Source organism: Methylorubrum suomiense (assembly GCF_022179765.1).
In the GTDB taxonomy this organism is placed as follows: domain Bacteria; phylum Pseudomonadota; class Alphaproteobacteria; order Rhizobiales; family Beijerinckiaceae; genus Methylobacterium; species Methylobacterium suomiense.
The window spans coordinates 1-16,976 of sequence record NZ_BPRE01000022.1; the positions used below are offsets into that span (position 1 = coordinate 1).

At 68.4% G+C, this 16,976-nt stretch carries 11 protein-coding genes; 6 read left to right on the forward strand and 5 right to left on the reverse strand.

Features of this window, described 5'->3' with window-relative positions; translation table 11 throughout:
- Positions 1-320 precede the first annotated feature (320 nt).
- From MFF26_RS24095 to MFF26_RS24105, 3 genes are all read left to right on the forward strand, one after another.
- Positions 321-1,847, forward strand: coding sequence for a tripartite tricarboxylate transporter permease (locus MFF26_RS24095; RefSeq protein WP_137829884.1), 1,527 nt, complete (start codon positions 321-323; stop codon positions 1,845-1,847).
- 311 nt (positions 1,848-2,158) lie between these two features.
- On the forward strand, positions 2,159-4,573 hold the full coding sequence (locus MFF26_RS24100; protein WP_137829885.1) for an EAL domain-containing protein: 2,415 nt from the start codon (positions 2,159-2,161) through the stop codon (positions 4,571-4,573).
- Positions 4,574-5,629: 1,056 nt separating this feature from the next.
- Positions 5,630-6,403, forward strand: coding sequence for a pirin family protein (locus MFF26_RS24105; RefSeq protein WP_137829886.1), 774 nt, complete (start codon positions 5,630-5,632; stop codon positions 6,401-6,403).
- A 206-nt stretch (positions 6,404-6,609) separates the two neighbouring features.
- Here the strand turns inward: MFF26_RS24105 and MFF26_RS24110 are convergent, their stop codons facing one another.
- The gene (locus MFF26_RS24110) at positions 6,610-7,107 is read right to left on the reverse strand and encodes a hypothetical protein (RefSeq protein WP_137829887.1); all 498 of its coding nucleotides are present in this window, start codon (positions 7,105-7,107) and stop codon (positions 6,610-6,612) included.
- A 347-nt stretch (positions 7,108-7,454) separates the two neighbouring features.
- Here MFF26_RS24110 and MFF26_RS24115 point away from each other — a divergent pair, with 347 nt between their 5' ends.
- From MFF26_RS24115 to MFF26_RS24125, 3 genes are read left to right on the forward strand one after another with little or no spacing between them, the layout of a single operon-like run.
- Positions 7,455-8,348, forward strand: coding sequence for an SMP-30/gluconolactonase/LRE family protein (locus MFF26_RS24115; RefSeq protein ID WP_137829888.1), 894 nt, complete (start codon positions 7,455-7,457; stop codon positions 8,346-8,348).
- Between the two features lie 57 nt (positions 8,349-8,405).
- Positions 8,406-10,259, forward strand: coding sequence for a glycoside hydrolase family 15 protein (locus MFF26_RS24120; protein ID WP_238308760.1), 1,854 nt, complete (start codon positions 8,406-8,408; stop codon positions 10,257-10,259).
- 17 nt (positions 10,260-10,276) lie between these two features.
- On the forward strand, positions 10,277-11,239 hold the full coding sequence (locus tag MFF26_RS24125) for a TIGR03885 family FMN-dependent LLM class oxidoreductase (RefSeq protein WP_137829890.1): 963 nt from the start codon (positions 10,277-10,279) through the stop codon (positions 11,237-11,239).
- Between the two features lie 90 nt (positions 11,240-11,329).
- Here MFF26_RS24125 and MFF26_RS24130 read toward each other — a convergent pair whose 3' ends face one another.
- From MFF26_RS24130 to MFF26_RS24145, 4 genes are all read right to left on the reverse strand, one after another.
- On the reverse strand, positions 11,330-11,512 hold the full coding sequence (locus tag MFF26_RS24130) for a hypothetical protein (protein ID WP_137829891.1): 183 nt from the start codon (positions 11,510-11,512) through the stop codon (positions 11,330-11,332).
- A 241-nt stretch (positions 11,513-11,753) separates the two neighbouring features.
- Positions 11,754-14,954: a helicase HerA domain-containing protein gene (locus MFF26_RS24135; protein ID WP_137829892.1), complete on the reverse strand. Its 3,201-nt coding sequence runs from the start codon at positions 14,952-14,954 to the stop codon at positions 11,754-11,756.
- A complete protein-coding gene (locus tag MFF26_RS24140) occupies positions 14,951-15,604 on the reverse strand; it encodes a hypothetical protein (RefSeq protein ID WP_137829893.1) in 654 nt (217 codons plus the stop codon). The genes MFF26_RS24135 and MFF26_RS24140 overlap by 4 nt, the downstream gene beginning before the upstream one ends.
- Positions 15,601-16,545: an endonuclease domain-containing protein gene (locus MFF26_RS24145; RefSeq protein WP_238308761.1), complete on the reverse strand. Its 945-nt coding sequence runs from the start codon at positions 16,543-16,545 to the stop codon at positions 15,601-15,603. Before MFF26_RS24145 ends, MFF26_RS24140 begins: the two co-directional genes overlap by 4 nt.
- Between the last annotated feature and the right edge of the window lie 431 nt (positions 16,546-16,976).

Below are 16,976 nucleotides of genomic sequence, written 5' to 3' on the forward strand. Positions count from 1 at the left end.
TCACACGAGCCTCGGTGGGCTCACCCCGAACGCGTTTGCAACCCGGTCCAAACAGGACCAGAACCAGAACGGACTCTGGTTATGAACGGGGGCAAACAGGGGGCAAGGTCAGGCCCTCCTCGGCTACTGAAGCAGCGGCCCGAAAGGTGGGCGCCGGCCTTCGGAAAACAGCCGATGCGGCGACACGGCCGCGATGAAGATCGAGAGCCTCGTCATCCGAGGATCGCACCAAGACCATGCATCGACGCGACGGCACCCCGAACCGCGATGCCCTCGCCTGAAGACGTTTCGATACGGCCGGCCCGCGGCGGAGTGACCCGATGGAAGACCTCAACCAGCTCCTGCTCGGCTTCCAGGTCGCGCTGACATGGCACAACGTGCTGTTCATGGTGGTGGGCGTGCTGCTCGGCATCGTCGTCGGCGTGCTGCCGGGCCTCGGCGGGCCGAACGGCGTCGCGATCCTCTTGCCGCTGACCTTCGGGATGGACCCGACCTCGGCGATCATTCTGCTGTCGTCGATCTACTGGGGCGCGCTGTTCGGCGGCGCGATCACCTCGATCCTCTTCAATATTCCCGGCGAGGCGTGGTCGGTGGCCACAACCTTCGACGGCTACCCTCTGGCCCAGCAGGGCCGGGCCGGCGAGGCGCTGACGGCGGCGTTCACGGCCTCCTTCATCGGCGCGCTGTCGGGGGTGGTGCTGATCACCTTCGTGGCGCCGCTGGTCGCCAAGTTCGCCCTGCGCTTCGGGCCGGCCGAATTCTTCGCGGTGTTCTTCCTCACCTTCTGCTCGTTCGTCGGCATGGGCCGTGAGAACAAGGCCAAGATCGTCGTCTCCCTGTCGCTCGGCTTCCTGCTCGCGGCGGTGGGCATGGACACGATCTCGGGCGACCTGCGCCTCACCTTCGGCTCGACCGAACTGATGAAGGGGTTCGACTTCCTCGTCGTGGTGATCGGGCTGTTCGGCGTGTCCGAGATCCTGCTCACCATCGAGGAGGGGCTGCATTTCAAGGGCAAGCGGGCGGTCATGGATCTCGGCGTGGTCCTGCGCACCTGGGCCTCCCTGCCGCGCTACTGGGCGACGCTGATCCGTTCCTCCGTTGTCGGCATGTGGATGGGCGTCACCCCCGGCGGCGCGATCGCGGCCTCGTTCATGGGTTACGGGCTCGCCCGGCGCTTCTCCCGCCAGCCGGAGCAGTTCGGGCGCGGCGACATCGAGGGCGTGCTCGCCCCGGAGACCGCGGCGCACGCCGCCGGCACCTCGGCCCTGCTGCCGATGCTGGCGCTCGGCATTCCCGGCTCGGCGACCGCGGCGGTGCTGCTCGGCGGATTGATGATCTGGGGTCTCCAGCCCGGCCCGATGCTCTTCGTCGAGAAGAAGGAGTTCGTCTGGGGCCTGATCGCCTCGATGTATCTCGGCAATCTCGCCGGCCTGCTGATCGTCCTGGCGACCGTGCCGGTCTTCGCCGCGATCATGCGCATTCCCTTCGCGCTGGTCGCGCCGATCATCCTGGTCGTGTGCGCCATCGGGGCCTACACGGTGGCCTCCTCGAGCTTCGACATCTGGCTGATGCTGGCCTTCGGGGTGGTCGGCTACGTGTTCAAGAAGCTCGACTATCCGCTCGCGCCGTTGGTGCTCGCCCTCGTCCTCGGCGACCGCGCCGAGGACGCCTTCCGGCAGGCCCTGCTCGGATCGGGCGGCGACCTGTCGATCTTCTTCTCCAACGGCCTGGTCTCGACCCTCATGATCCTCGCCGTGCTCCTCCTGTTCTGGGGGCCGCTGAGCGATCTTCGCAAGCGGTTCGGGCGCAAGACCGATCTGACCCGACCCTCGCCCCTCTCCCCCTGAGGCGCGGGACCTCGCCCAGATGCGCGTCGCGGGTCCTCGTCTCGAGCCGGCGCCGCGATGGCCGAGAATCTGAGGCCGGCATGCGGAAGCGCCGCCTGCGAGGCGGCGCTCCTAGCCCGTCATCCGATCCGGATTTTCCCGCGATGGTGATCGCCGAAGCCTGTTCCTGAAAAAGGCCCCGACATCGCAGAGCAGTTGCCGCCGAACGCGCAGTTTATGTTTTTGGTTTTCACTTTTGCATTGTCCGTGGGCGCATTTCGTTAAACTTTGCCGCACGAGAGTGAAGGTCCGCGCAGGACTGCAATAAACTCATGTTCCGCACCATCGTCTGTCTGACGGAGCAGCATACCGGCTGGGTCGTGCCCCTCGCAGCCCTCGTCTGCTGGGTCTCGATCCACACCGCCCTGCGCCTCGTCCTGCAGTCCCGCGAGGGGCGCGATGTCGGCCGCTGGATGTGGCTCGCGGCGGCCGGTTTTTCCGCCGGCGCCGGTGTGTGGAGCACGCATTTCATCGGCATGCTCGGCTACGATCCGGGCGTCGTGATCGGCTACGATCTGCACCTGACGGTGGCCTCGCTGTCTGTGGGTGTCGTGACGGCGGCGGGTACGCTGACCCTGCTGAGGAGGGCCGAGGGAACGGGGCAGGCGGCGATCGCGGGGTTCTGGTTCGGGCTCGGCGTCGGGGCCATGCACTTCACCGGGATGGCCGGGGTGGACGTCCCCGGTGCCCTCGTCTGGACCTGGCCCCTCGTCCTCGCGTCCCTCCTGAGCGGAAGCGCGATCGCCGCCGCGGCCTTCACGGTTTTCGCGAGCCCGCAGATCCGGCACGCCAATGCGATCGCCGCCACTCTCCTGACCGTCGCGATCGCCGGTCTCCACTTCACCGCCATGGCAGCCGTCGAAATCGTCCCGGATTTGGCCCACCCGGGCACGGATCGAGGCCTGCCGCGCCTCACGCTCGCCTTCGGCGTCGCGGCGGTCATGCTCACCATCCTGGGATTCGCCATCCTGGCCCTGTTCGCCGATCGGATGCGCCGGGCCAACCTGGCCTTGAGCGCCAGCGAGCAACGCTTCCGGCTGCTCGCCGAGAACACCACCGACGTCATCATCTGGTGTCATCTCGACGGGACGCACAAATACGTCTCACCCGCCGCGCGGCGGCTGCTCGGCTACGAGCCCGACGAACTCATGGGAACACCGGCGCTCGACTCGGTGCATCCGGACGAGACCGAGGATTTCCGCAGGGTTCTCGATAATTTGAGGCACGGTCGCATCGAGCAGACGACGTGTCAGATGCGCTACCGACGGAAGGACGGCGGGTATGTCTGGGTCGAGGTGTCGATCAGCCGAACGAAAGGTCTCACGACCGATTGGCTGAGCGGCTGGGTCGCCTCCCTGCGCGATGTCTCCGCGCGCAAGGAAGCCGAATTGCAGATCGCGCATATGGCGATGCACGACGCGCTGACCGGCCTGCCCAACCGCCTGCTGTTCCGCGACCGGCTCAACCAGGAACTCGCCAATGCGCGGCGCTACGGCGGCAGCTTCGCGGTGCTCGCCTGCGACCTCGATCGGTTCAAGTCCGTCAACGATACGCTCGGCCATCCGGCCGGTGACGCGCTGCTGCGCATCGTCGCCGATCGGCTGATCTCGGTGGTGCGCAACGTCGATACGGTCGCCCGGCTCGGCGGCGACGAATTCGCCATCATCCTGTCCTGGCTCGACGGCCCCCAAGCCGTGAATGCCGCGGCGGAACGCATCATCGAGATCGTGGGTGCGCCGATCGATCTCGACGGCAGCCACGCTCGCATCGGTGTCAGCATCGGCATCGCCCTCGGAACCTCGGAGACGGAGGACGCCGATGGCCTGTTCAAGAACGCCGACATCGCCCTCTACCGGGCCAAAGCCGCGGGACGGAACACCCTGAGCTTCTACGAGCCCGGCATGGACGGGATCGTCGCCGACCGCACCGCCCTCGAGCGCGACCTGAGCAATGCGGTGCGGGAGGGCGGCTTCGTCCTGTACTATCAGCCGATCATCAACCTCGCCGCCGACAGGCCTTGCGGCTTCGAAGCGCTGATCCGCTGGCCGCATCCCAGCCGGGGCATGGTCTCACCGATGGATTTCATCCCGCTCGCCGAGGATACCGGGCTGATCGTGCCGCTCGGAGCTTGGATCTTGCAGGAAGCCTGCCGGGAGGCGGCGGGCTGGCCGGGTGATCTGCGCGTGTCGGTCAACGTGTCGGCGGTCCAGTTCCAGAAGCCCGGCTTCGAGCAGGCGGTCATCGGCGCGCTCGCGGCCGCCGGCCTCGCGCCGCAGCGGCTGGAGCTCGAGATCACCGAGAGCATCCTGATCGCGGATGCCGAGGCGGCGATCACCTGCCTCCACCGCCTGCGGTCGCTCGGCGTGCGCATCGCCATGGACGATTTCGGCACGGGCTATTCCTCGCTGAGCTACCTGCGCCGCTTCCCCTTCGACAAGATCAAGATCGACCGATCCTTCATCCGCGACATCGCCGATCCGGATGCGGCGGCGATCGTGAAGGCGATCGTCGGGATCGGCACACAGCGCGGCGCTGTGATCACGGCCGAGGGGGTCGAGACCGAGGAGCAACTCGCGTGCGTGCGCCAAGAGGGCTGCAGCGAGGTGCAGGGTTACTACTTCAGCAAGCCGCTCCCGGCCCAAGAGGCGCTCGATTTCGTCCGCAAGCCGGCCCGAGCCGCCGCGTAACGGCGCGTCCCCGGCAGGGCTTGGTCGTGAGGGGGGATCGGCGGGGGGACCGACTGGGCCGCAGCCTCCTGACGGTCTTTCCCCTTCAGATCTTCGTTGGACGACCCGTGCGATCCTTCATGATCCGAGGTTTGAGGCCGGCATAGGTTCGCAGAGCAGCACGCGGGCCGGTTCGCGTCCAAGATCGCTGGGTCTCTTGTACCGCCGCAGGATCAGATCGGCTGGCCGAGAATGCCGGCCACGCGCTCGGCCCTCGCAACGCTGCGGGCCGCCAGCCCCAGCATCACGTTCCCCCGGACATCGCATCAGTGATCAAGCGTTGGGTCCTGGAACACGAGGGGCCGGGACCAGTCGGGTCCGGCGACCCGCTGCTCATCGATGGCGCTGCGGCCCGCTTCCAGCGGCCCATGTCTTGCGGCGAGGCGAACCGGGGTAGGCTTGCCGCCAGGATCTTCATTTCCCCCGCTCGGCGGCGTTGCGCGAGCCGCCCAGTTGGGCCACTCACGGAACGGCTCAGCACCCGTAGCTCAGCTGGAGAGAGCGTTGCCCTCCGAAGGCCCAAGCCTCAGCTCTCCAGCCCGCGAAGTGCCTCCTGCAAAATCAAAAAATTAGCTCGATGCTGATCGACGTCTACGGCGCCGGGAGCTCTCCGCGGCGCAATTGGGCCACATCCGCGAGGCGCTGGGCGTAGGACCAGCAACCCGATCACGGCACTCCTTCGGCGTATGCGGATATGGAGTTCGCGCGCGGCACATCCGATCTGAGCTCGGACAACGCGGGTCGAAGGGTGGAGCGAAGTCTTAGAAAAACTGCCGGCCCGGCAAGGGAATGCCTTCCGCGCCCGCGAGCTTCGTCGCGCTATCCTCGGCGCATCCTCACTTCGTGACGACGAGATGGACTGGCTTCCGGTCTCATGATCGGCACGTAGCCCTGGTCGATGCGGGTCGTGACAATGCGTGCACTTCAAGTCGGCACCGGCACCCGGAGCCGTCGAGAGTGTTGTCGAGCGTAAGCATCCCGCGTGGGTGCCCGACGCTGAAAGCGACGCGAAATTCGATGATCGAAAAAGCCGAGCGGACGACCGAGGATGCCATCGACAGCGATGGGTTCGTGGCCCGGGCCTACTTTCCGGGGCACCTGAAACGAGGTCACTCGGACCACGGCCTCGGGCCCCTGGCGACGATCATGGAGTCGTTTCTGGCTCCCGGCACGCATATCAAGCTCCACGAGCACGTGCAGGACGAGATCGTCTCCTGGGTCCCTGCCGGCGTCATGCGCCACGACGATCCGCAGGGCGAACATCTGACCGTCGATGCCGATCACCTGATGGTCATGAATGCCGGGCGCGGCTTCCAGCACGAGGAGCGCACACGCACCGACGACCCACCGCTGCGGATGCTCCAGATCTTCGTGCGGCCCCACGCCGCCGATCTCGAACCGCAGATCCAACACGGGCGCCAGCCCGAGCCCGACATCAACGTGTGGCGTCACGTCTTCGGCCCGAGCGGGGGCGGAGCGCGGTTCACCGTGCGCAACGCCGTCCACTGCCACGACATCCGGATGGGGTCGGGCGACATCGCCGTCTTGCCGGCCCGGCCGGGCTGGCAGACCTACTTCTTCGTCTTCTCCGGTCGCGTCGAAGCGGACGAGCAGACGTTCGGCGAGGCCGAGAGTGGTCTCTGCCCGGACGGTGCGGAGGTCCGTCTCCACGCCACCGCGGCGTCCCTCGTCGTGGCGTTCGTCGTGGATCCCGCCGCCCCGATCTGTCGCGGCGGCACCGTCGGCGACGGCGAGACGGTTCAGCGTATGGCCGCCGGAGCCCGGTCATAGTTTGCCCGGGCGGCCGCCGATGCACGAGAGCGCATCGGCGGCCGGCGGTCTCATCACGGCGATGATTGATCGCGCACGGCCTGGAGTGTCCGACGCGTCGTGCCTTTAGAGCGTGCTGCATTTCTACGGAAACAGCGGCACGCTCTATCTCTTTGTGGTCGCACCATGATACCGGAAAACCGGATTCCACTTTTCCGCGTCGTGCTCTAACGCGGGCCGCCGCCACGGCGCCGCGCGATCTCCTGCCCTTCCTCGTTGAGTGCCCCGGACGGCGCTCTCGTGTCGTCGGCTACGGGGTGCATGCCGCGGCTCGAGGTTCGCGACATCGGGCGGTTCGCGGCGGGATCGCCCGCGGCCCGCTTCATCGAGAGGGCGCGACGCGCGTGGGACGCCGTCGTGCTGCGGCGGCGCTCGCGCTCCTTGCTGACCCGCTTCACCGCCGCGGCCAGGAGCGCCGCCTTCTCACGGGTGCCGCTGTTGTCCGAGGCCGGGCGAGCGCCCGAGGGAGCCGCCTTGCCCCGCACCTCGCGGCGCTGGCGGCGCGAGACGTCCCGGGCACGGTCGCGCCGTTCACGCAGAAGCCTGATCAACTCGGAGATCTGCGCATCATCCGCGGCCGAGAGGTCCGGCCGATGCGAGCGGGCGACCAGTTCGGCTTCGTGGGTGTCGAGAAGTCGTTGCTCACGGCGTCGCGATACGGACATGCATCCTCCATCCAGTCATGCTGATGCCTCGCCAACAGCATCATGGGCCGGATGTTGCGTTCCTTCGGCGGCCGGGCGGCACCATCGTGCCCATGCGCACGACGGCACGAGTGTGTTGGGATGAAGCGGCCCGTTCGACCGTTTATCTTCGCTCGCGCGGCATTCCACCGGAGCAATCCACTAGTATCGCGGCGGCCACCTACGGCCCAATGACGCAGGCAGGATGAATTGCGAAATCTGATCGTATGATTTCGACGGCGGCGCATGCAGTAAACGACAGTGATTTTGCTGGAACCTAAATCAAAAGCGCGCGTCAACGCTCGCAAATCCAGCAAAAGGTTGTCTCGTTGGCTTCTGCCCCGTCGATCCATGTTCTAGACCTGAGCCGTTGCCATCTCGGCGAGGGCCCGAGCTACGATCCGGCGACCGACACGGCGTGGTGGGTCGACATTCTGGACGCGCGCCTGTTCGAACGATCCCTACATGGGGATGCCGGCCCGGCGCGGATCCATACGCTGCCCTTCCTGGCCAGCGATGTCGCCGCCATCGACGCGCGGCGGCAACTGCTCTCCGCCGAGGACGGGCTCTATGTCCGCACGATCGCCGACGGCGCCCTGAGCCGCTTGTGCCCGCTCGAGGCGGAGAACACCGGCAATCGCTCCAACGACGGCCGGGTCCATCCCTCCGGCGCCCTGTGGATCGGCACCATGAGCCGAGAGGCCAAGACCGGGCGAGGCGCAATCTACCACGTCGCCGGCACGCGGGTGACGCGGCTCTACACCGGTCTCACGATCCCGAACGGCATCGCCTTCTCGCCGGACGGGGCGACGGGCTACTTCGTCGACACCGAGGAGGGCGTGCTGCGCCGCGTCGCCCTCGATCCGGCCACCGGCCTGCCCACGGGCGAGCCCGAGACCCATTACGATCACAGCGGCGGCGAGGGCGGGATCGACGGCGCCGCCGTGGATGCCGACGGGCTGATCTGGACCGCGCGCTTCGGTGCGGCCTGCCTCGACGCCTACAGCCCGGACGGCGAGCGGGTGCGCACCGTGCCGGTCCCCGTGCACCAACCGACCTGCCCGACCTTCGCCGGGCGCGCCCTCGACCGCCTCCTGGTCACCAGCGGCTACGAGGGCATGGACGCGGACGAGCGCGCGGCCGACCCCGAGCACGGCCGCACCTTCCTCGTCGATGTCGGCGTCCGCGGCCTGCTGGAGCCGGCCTTCCGCCTCGACGCCTGACCCGTCCCGAACCGACGATTGAGAAGAGCGGCCGAGCGTGCCGCCGGAGGAGCCCGCATGCCTGCCGTGGAAGACCGCCCCTACCAGCCGATCGAAGCCTACGCCCTCCTCAGCAATTGCGAGGGCTGCGCCCTCGTCGCCCGCGATGGAGCGATCGACTGGGCCTGCCTGGAGCGGTTCGACGCCGACCCGTCCTTCTCCCGCCTGCTCGACCGGCAGCGCGGCGGCCATTTCACGATCCGGCCCGAGGGACGCTTCGAGACGGCGCGGCAATACCTGAGCCGCAGCAACGTGCTGGAGACCACCTTCACCACTGAGACCGGCTTCGTCACCCTGCACGACTTCATGGTCGGCGCGGAGGGCGGCGCGGATCGGCCAAGCCTCATGCGTCTCGTCACCGGCATCTCCGGCCGCGTGGCGATGATCGCCACCTATCGCCCCCTCGCGGGCTTCGCCGAGAGCTTCGCGCCGCTCAAGGTCGATGGCGGGCGCGTCACCGCCCCGGACTGCCCCAGCCTCGTCACGAGCGTGAACCTCTCGCTCGACGGTGACCGCGCGGTGGCCCGCTTCAGCGTCGAGGCCCTGCAGGAGCAGAGCTTCGCCCTCTACCTCGCCGACAGCCCCGATGCCTTGCCCGACACTCCGCCGGACGCCCGCGCCCTGATGGAGGAGACGCGCCTCGCCTGGGCGCTGTGGACGCAGGACGCCGCCTATGTCGGGCCGCTCGCGGGCGAGCTGATGCGCTCGGCCCTCGTGCTCAAGGGCCTGACCTACGAGCCGACCGGGGCGATCGTGGCCGCGGCCACGACCTCGCTGCCGGAGGAGATCGGCGGCATCCGCAACTGGGACTACCGCTTCTGCTGGATTCGCGACGCCTGCCTGTCATTCTACGTCCTGAAGAAATTCGGCATGTCGCGCGAGGCGGAGGCCTTCTTCGGCTTCGTCTCGGCCCTGTGCGAGCGCGAGGAGGGGCAGCTCAAGCCACTCTACAGCATCGCCGGCGAGGCCGATCTCTCCGAGCGCAAGATCGCTCACTTCGAGGGCTGGCGCGGCAGTGCGCCGGTGCAGCACGGCAACGAGGCCGCCGAGCAGCATCAGGCCGACGCCTACGGGCAGGTGCTCGACCTGCTCTACCTCTACGACCGCCTCGGCGGCACGCTGTCGGACGACATGCGCCGGCACGGCGCACGGCTGGCCGACATCTCGGCGGCCCACTGGCACGAGCCGGATGCCGGGCTGTGGGAGCCGCGCAAGCCGGAAGAGCGCTACCTGCACGCCGCGATCATGAACTGGGTCGCCCTCGACCGGGCGATCCGCCTGTTCGGCGAGCGGCCGGACTGGTGCCGCGAGCGCGACCGGATCGTCGCCTTCGTCAACGGCGAGGCGGTGCACCGCGACGGCTACTATCCGCAATATCTCGGCACGGACGCGGTCGACGCCGCGCTTTTGATCGCACCGATGGTCGGCTTCCCCGTGGACGAGGCGGTGTTCGCCCACACCGTCGATGTCGTGATCGAGCGGCTCGGCCACGGCCACCTCGTCTACCGCTACCGGAACGACGACGGCTTGCCGGGCCACGAGGGCACCTTCCTGCTCTGCGCCTTCTGGCTTGTCGACGCCCTGCTCTGGCTCGGCCGCGAGGAGGACGCCCGCACCCGCTTCGAGGCGCTGCGGGCAATGCGGAACGATGTCGGCCTCTATGCCGAGGAAGCGGCGGAGGACGGGTCCTTCCTCGGGAACTTCCCCCAGGCCTTCAGCCATCTCGGCTTCATCCACAGCGCGCTGATGCTCGATCTCTACGAGCACGGCGGGCGCGCGGCGGTGCAGGGCACCTACGCCGACCGCTCCCTGCGCGAGACCGACGACCGACGCGCGCCCTGCATCGCGGGCGGCGCCGAGAGACCAGAGTGACGAGACCGGAGACGATCATGGCCCGCATCGGTTACCACGCCTCCCACGAGCAGCACGCGCCCTCGGCCCTCCTGCGCTACGTGCGGGCGGCGGAGGCGGCGGGCTTTGCCTGCGCGATGTCCTCCGAGCACTTCAAGCCGTGGAGCCGGGTGCAGGGCCATTCGGGCCATGCCTGGTCTTGGCTCGGTGCCGCGATGGCCGCGACCGGCTTACCGTTCGGCATCATCACCGCACCGGGCTACCGGCATCACCCGGCCGTGCTCGCGCAATCGGCCGCGACCCTGTCCGAGATGTTCCCCGAGCGCCTGTGGCTGGCGCTCGGCAGCGGGCAGCGCCTCAACGAGGACATCACCGGCCTGCCCTGGCCGGACAAGGCCGAGCGCAACGCCCGGCTCGCCGAGTGCGCCGGCATCGTCCGCGCCCTGTTCGAGGGCGAGAGCGTGACGCACCGCGGCCGCGTCACCGTGGTCGATGCGCGCCTCTACTCGCGCCCGCACAAGGCGCCGCTGCTATTGGGCGGCGCCGTCACCGCGGCGAGCGCCCGCGCGGTCGGCGCCTGGGCGGACGGGCTCGTCACCGTGGGGATCGAGCCGGACAAGCTGCGCCCCGTGATCGAGGCGTTCCGCGAAGGGGGTGGCGAGGGCAAGCCGGTCTTTCTCCAGACCAAGGTGTGCTGGGACCCCGATCCGGCCCGCGCGCTGGCGGAAGCCCACGCCCAGTGGGCGAGCAACGCCATCGAGGGCGACGTGAACTGGGAGCTGCGCCGCCCGGAGGAGTTCGAGACTGCCGCTCGCTTCGTCCGCCCCGAGGATATGCATGCCTGCGTGCGCATCTCGCACGATCTCGGGCAGCACGCGGCGTGGCTCGACGACCTCGCCGCCTTGGGCTTCGCCGAGATCATCGTCCATCAGGTCGGCGCGAGCCAGGAGGCTTTCATCGAGGCGTTCGGGCAACGCGTGCTGCCGCAGCTCGCTCTCTGACAGACATCAGAGCGCGACCGGGAGCTTCTATCAGGACAATCACACCCCATCGCGTATCCGGTCGATCATCGATTGGCCGATTGCGAACGTTCACTCTCGCGCCGCTGGCTCCTGAAGCCGTGACAGGGGCACGTAGGGCTCGCCATCCACTGTGTGTTCCCCGTAGGTCTGCTCGAGTGCCTTGAGCACGTCGCGGCGACACGAGAGATGATCCGGCAGCGGCTCTTGATCCGTTTCCGGTCGGCCCGGAACGGAATGCGCGTAGTAGATCATGTCGCGTGCTTCCGGAAATCATCTGCCTGCTACGGCGTCACGATTCGTGTTGCGTCCACATCCAGCCCCTGCGGCACGCTCTGCCGGCACAACAGCGGCACCCGCCGCGCGTCGCATCAGCGCCGCGACGCCTATTCTCCCATGCTCGCAACCCGTTCTCTTGATGGACCGGCGCCACCCGACACGATGCGAACGTGTGACCTCCGCCTGAGGAGGGCCACGCGTTCATCCCCTTGAGCGATCAGAGCATCTGTTCCTGCGGCGCGGATAGCTTTGCCTGCCGAACGACCTCCTCTGGCGTCGGGGGATTGGCCGGATGATAGGAGAGGCAAATCGGCGTGCGCAGTTTGGCCGGCCGTCCCGAAGCCTCGGTGGCGAAGTAGAACTCGCCCGCACCCAGCTTGCCGATATCGGCAGCCGTGCCCCCGTTGGCGGCGATAATCTCCTGGGCCGCCGCGATGGTGGCGGGCGCGCTCTGCCGACCGAAGAATTGCGTGGTGCAATTCGAGACGACCTGATTGTGGATGCCACGCGGCACCTGCGTCGCCACGATCATCCCGAGACCATACTTGCGGCCCTGCGCCACGAGTTTGATGCCGCTGCCGAGGCTCGGCGAGGCTCTCTGAGCCGGCAGGAACGTCTGGGCCTCGTCCAGCACGTAGAGCATGCCGCGCGGCGACGGGTTCTTCTTGATCCAGCCGAACAGCGTCATCTGGAGGCGGTTCACGAAGTCCTCGCGTGCCGCCTCCGAGCCGAGCCCCGACAGATTGATGACGGAAATGCGCGTGCGGGCCGGGTCCGGTCCGAAGAACAGATGGCGCGGGTCGAGCACCGTGCCTGCCACCTTCAGAAGCGGGTTCGTCGCCACGGCGGCGTGAAGCTGATCGGCCATGCCGGCCCCGAGCTTCGCCGCATTGCCGATCTGGCTGATTCCGTCGGGCAGATCCGCCAGTAGGGCGATGAAGTCGGGCAGCTTGCCGCCGCCTCGGTTGGCGAAATGCTGGAGCGCATCGGCGAGCACGCCGCGCAGCAGGTTCGTCTTGGCGCCCGCCAGCGGCCCGAGCGTCTCGGCCGCCATCTCGATCGCCTGTTGGCGCTCGTCGCGGTCCGTACCCAACTCCGAGAAGTCGGGAAGGATCGAGAGGAACAGCGGATTGCCGGCATGCACGCCCGGCGTCCACACCACGACCTCGACCGCCGCACGATAGGTGGCGGCCTTGCCCGCGTCCTCGTCGGAAAATCCCTTCGGCCGCTCGGGCCAAGGCGTGCCGAGCCGCGAGAGATCGTTGTTGGGATCGATCACGATGGCCGGGAGCCCGGCCAGCGCGGCTTCCTCGACGAGGCGGCGCAGGAGAACGGTCTTGCCCGACCCTGAGCCCGCGATGATCGCAGTGTGCCGGGGGAGCAGGCGCAGCGGCAGGCTGACGCCGGGGGCGTCGGGCGTCAGGCGGTGCCCGACCGGGATCGCCTCCGGCCTGATCGCGGGCATCGGAGATCCGGGGGAAGCGTGGGGCGCGCTGCCTGACTCGGGGCTGCGCGCCGTCGCTTTCGGCGCGCGCGGCGCGTCGGCGGAAGGGACCGGTGCGTTCTCTCGGACAGGGTCAGCCGAAGCCGGGACTTCCAGCGCCTCATCTGGCCTGCCGCCGCTCGGGCCGTGGGCGAGACCGGCGGCTCGAAACAAAGAAGTGCGCACGACCGGCTGCTCCGCGCGGAGCCAACTTTCGAACCGATCGGAGGCGCCCTCTTCCTGCGCCCGCGCTCGAAGATCGCGCAGGGCCACAAAGACCTGCAGATCTTCCTCGGACGGGTCGATCAGCAGACCGCCCGCAGCCGTGAAGGCATCGAAGAGCTGCTTCGTCTTGGCCCCGCCGGGCATCGGCCCGCGGCGCACCAGCAGCAGCGCCCGGTCGGGGATGCGGGCCGAGATGCCCGAGGCCGTCAACGCCGCGCGCAAGCGGGCCTGGAACGCGATGGCGTTCTGATGCTGGAGCGCCCGATAGCAAACGTGTCGCTCGCGGTCGTTCTGATCCCGGTGAATGAAGATCAGCCGGCCGTGCAACGGCGGGATCTTCTGGTCGGGCTCGCCCTTGCTCGCGACGTCGAGGGCATCGTCGGGGTCGTCCTCCAGGGCGTAGAGGTCGAAGGCGTCGCGCAGCACTTGCCCGAGCCAGTGGTCTTCGTCGCTGCGGATGTGGGCGATGTCGGCCCGCTCACAGGCGGCGGCAAGGTCGAATTCGGCAGTCGGGGGTAGGGGCGCCGCGGCGCCTGCTGTCTCGACCAAGCTGTTGCAGATGGACACCGTGCCTGCCGCGAGGCAGCGGCGGCGGAAGGCATCGCAGCGCATCAGCAACGTACGCGGCATCATCGCCGACTCCGACGCCTCCGCGATGGCACGCTCGCTGAACGGCCAAGTCGGGGATGGCGGCGCGAAGCTCGCCTCCGCATAGGCCGGCTGTAACCGGCCGGCGACCAGCGCGATGGCGGCGGCTTGCACGTTCATGCCGATCAGACCCGCCGCCTCGGTGAAGCGCTCGCGCATCGGTGCCATGGCCCGCGCTGTGAGACGTTGCCAGGATTCCTGAAGACAGGTCACGACGGTCATGCTGCGGTCGCAGACGACGTGGAGTTCGAGAAGGCCCGCGGCGAGCACTTCCGAGAGGCCGGCTTCCGCCTCGATCCCGTCCTCGGCCGCGAGCCGGCTCGTCTCAATGAGGCCGTCGATCTGATCGACGGAAATGAGGGTCGGCCCGCTGAGCGCCATGATCCAGCACATGCCGCGCACCAGTTCGACCGGGGCCGGCGGAGGCGTCCGGAAGCCCAGCGCGGCCCGCTCTGCCGGATCGGCCTCGTAGCCCTGCAGCCAGGCATGGGCGAGCCCGACCACACCAAAATCTTGCGACCGCAGCAGGCAGAGCGCGCGGAAGACATCGAGATGCTTGAGCGCGCGGGCCGCGTCCACGCTCATCAGCGCGCGCACCAGCACGTCGACGATCCGGCGCGCATCCATGTTCGGGGTGTTGAAGGCAGCCTCGACCTGCATCTCGACGCCGAAGCGGCGCGCCACACCGGCGAGCACCGCATCCGATTGCCGCCGCCCGTCGGGCATCGTCTGCAAAAGGGCGGTAACGAAGCTGAGTGCGGCGCTCCGCCAGAAATCCGTGAGGCCGAGGACATCGAGGGGCACGAACCAGCCGCCGCGACGCCACGCTTCCTGCCGGAGTTGCCCGACGAGATGGGTCTTGCCGACGCCGGATTGGCCGACGAGGACGCGGCCCATCGCCCGGTCGGAGGGCTGGCGGGCCTTCTCGTGCAGGTCGGCGACGATCTCCGGCACCAGCCGCTCGTTCGGGCCGCCGGTCGGCGGCGTGTCGAGCCAGATGCTGTCCAGCGTGCGCACCCAGTCGAAATCGACCCGGCGCAGGGCGTCGAGGGCGTCCGTCATGACTGGATCCAGAGGATGTGGAAGGGCTCGCCCGCCGGGCTGAACGCCGCCGCGCGCTCGGCCGCGTCAAGTGATTTCGGGTCGCTGAACTGGCTCAGCCGCGCCGTCCTGTCGCCACGCAGGATGGCCGCGAGCCCGGCATCGACCGTCGCGCGGTCGAGGTCGCCGAGATGCGCGCGCAGGGCGCTCAAGCGCACGGCCTGCGCCCGCTCTCCGCCCGTCAGCGCGAGATAGGCGTTCTCGATCCGGGCCCGGAGCTGCTTCGGAGTGGGCGGTTTTGTGCGCTTGGGGGCAGCCTTGCGCGCGGGTGCCGCCGACGGCATCTCGGGTGGGGTCCCCACGAGGTCGGCAAGCGTCCGCCCGGTCGCGGCGAGATCGGCCTGCAGCCGTTCAAGCCAATCTTGCAGCACGCGGAAGTTCGGCGGCAGGGGCTCGCCCATATGCGCGCCGGCCCAGGCCCAGCCCCGGTCGGTGACGGTCAGGAGCAGCGAGCGGCCCTGCTTCTCGGCCTCGAGGTAGCGGGCAGCGATCAACGCCTCCCGATCCGCCCGATCGATGCGCGGCACCAGGGTGCTCTGCAGGGCGCTCCCGTGCCGACCGAGGAGACACCAGAGGATCAGGGCCTGCTTGGATGTCGGCGTCCCGCTCATCGCTCCTCCTCGGTCGTGCCACGCCGCAGACGGACGACGGCGCGTATCTTCTCGATCGCCAGCGGCAGGTCGGCAGCCACCTGATCATTGGTCAAGCGCAGCACGAGATAGCCCGCGGTCAGCAACTCGTAATCGCGGTGGCGGTCGTTGCTGAACTTCGGTTCGCTCCGATGCTCAGGCCCGTCGAGTTCCACGACGACGCGATGGGTGCGGCAGAGCAAGTCGACCCGCGGTCGCACGCCCCAGTCTCCGACCGGCACCGCCGCATTGCAGGCGAACAGGCCTGCGAGTTCGGCGTCGAGTTCCAGGGCGGCAGCGACCCGCCTCTCGATGGCGCTGGCAGGGTGCGTTCCGGCCGGCGCGATGAAGCGGGCGACGGCTGCAGGCTCCGCGCGGACGAGGTCGACGGCGCCGTAGAGGATGCGGTCGTAGGGTGTCGTCTCGGCCGGTGGCACGGTCAGGGCCACCACGAGGGCCGCCCCATGCCGCGTGCACCATTCGAGCGCCTCGATCACCGGACGTGCCCGCTGGGTCGAGGCGGGATCGACCTCCCAGATCAGGACGATGCCGGCCGGATCGATCACCGTGAGCAAGCGAGTGAATTCGAGCTCCCGTGCCAACCGATGGAAACGCGGCAGCCGGCCTAGCCGGGCCCGCTTGGAGGCGGCCTTCAGCCAGGGGGCTTCTGCGATCGGCTCGGCATCCCCGACCGGGGCCGGCCAGTGTGGCCACCGAGCGAGTGCTAATTCGGCCAAATCATCGAGCAATCGGTCGATGATCGCCTGGGGAGCGAGAGGTTTCTCACCCGAGACGAGAAGCGCGCTACGGTCGCCATCGACCGCTTCCGAGACGAGGGCACCGACGCCCTCGCGGTCGATCCCCACGACGACCATGCGCTGCCCCGGCCGGAGGCGGACGATGCCTCGAACCAGATCGCTCACCGTGATCTGCGGCCGCGCCGCATCGTCAGGATAAAGGGATGGTCGCAAACCGAAGCCGTGGAGCGGAGGGCGGCTACCGTTGAGCCATCGCCGGGCAGCCATCGCTCTCGGCACTTCATCACAGGCATATGATCCTGGCTACTGAATTCGCATCCTCAGGTTGCTTCTGATGCGAGCGTTGATGAGTGCCCCAGCACTTCAGTCAGATGTCTTGGTTGATCCACCCCAACGGCGGATGGACAAACTGGAGTGCCTGGCTCGCGCTGTTCGTCGAGGGCTACTGACGGCACGATAGCGGCACACGCCGCGTGCCTCACAGCGCCGCACCGAACTTGTCTCCGCTTGAGCGTCCCCACCGCCGTCTTCCGGCGCACCCGACACGATTCGACCGTGTGACCTTTGCCTGAGGAGGGCCACGCGTTCATCCCCTT

Bases quoted from the DNA above. Each gene is read 5' to 3' on its own strand.
- MFF26_RS24140 (WP_137829893.1), bottom strand. From the start codon at position 15,604: ATGAGCGGGACGCCGACATCCAAGCAGGCCCTGATCCTCTGGTGTCTC.
- MFF26_RS24105 (WP_137829886.1), top strand. From the start codon at position 5,630: ATGATCGAAAAAGCCGAGCGGACGACCGAGGATGCCATCGACAGCGAT.
- MFF26_RS24135 (WP_137829892.1), bottom strand. From the start codon at position 14,954: ATGACGGACGCCCTCGACGCCCTGCGCCGGGTCGATTTCGACTGGGTG.
- MFF26_RS24130 (WP_137829891.1), bottom strand. From the start codon at position 11,512: ATGATCTACTACGCGCATTCCGTTCCGGGCCGACCGGAAACGGATCAA.
- MFF26_RS24110 (WP_137829887.1), bottom strand. From the start codon at position 7,107: ATGTCCGTATCGCGACGCCGTGAGCAACGACTTCTCGACACCCACGAA.
- MFF26_RS24100 (WP_137829885.1), top strand. From the start codon at position 2,159: ATGTTCCGCACCATCGTCTGTCTGACGGAGCAGCATACCGGCTGGGTC.
- MFF26_RS24120 (WP_238308760.1), top strand. From the start codon at position 8,406: ATGCCTGCCGTGGAAGACCGCCCCTACCAGCCGATCGAAGCCTACGCC.
- MFF26_RS24095 (WP_137829884.1), top strand. From the start codon at position 321: ATGGAAGACCTCAACCAGCTCCTGCTCGGCTTCCAGGTCGCGCTGACA.
- MFF26_RS24125 (WP_137829890.1), top strand. From the start codon at position 10,277: ATGGCCCGCATCGGTTACCACGCCTCCCACGAGCAGCACGCGCCCTCG.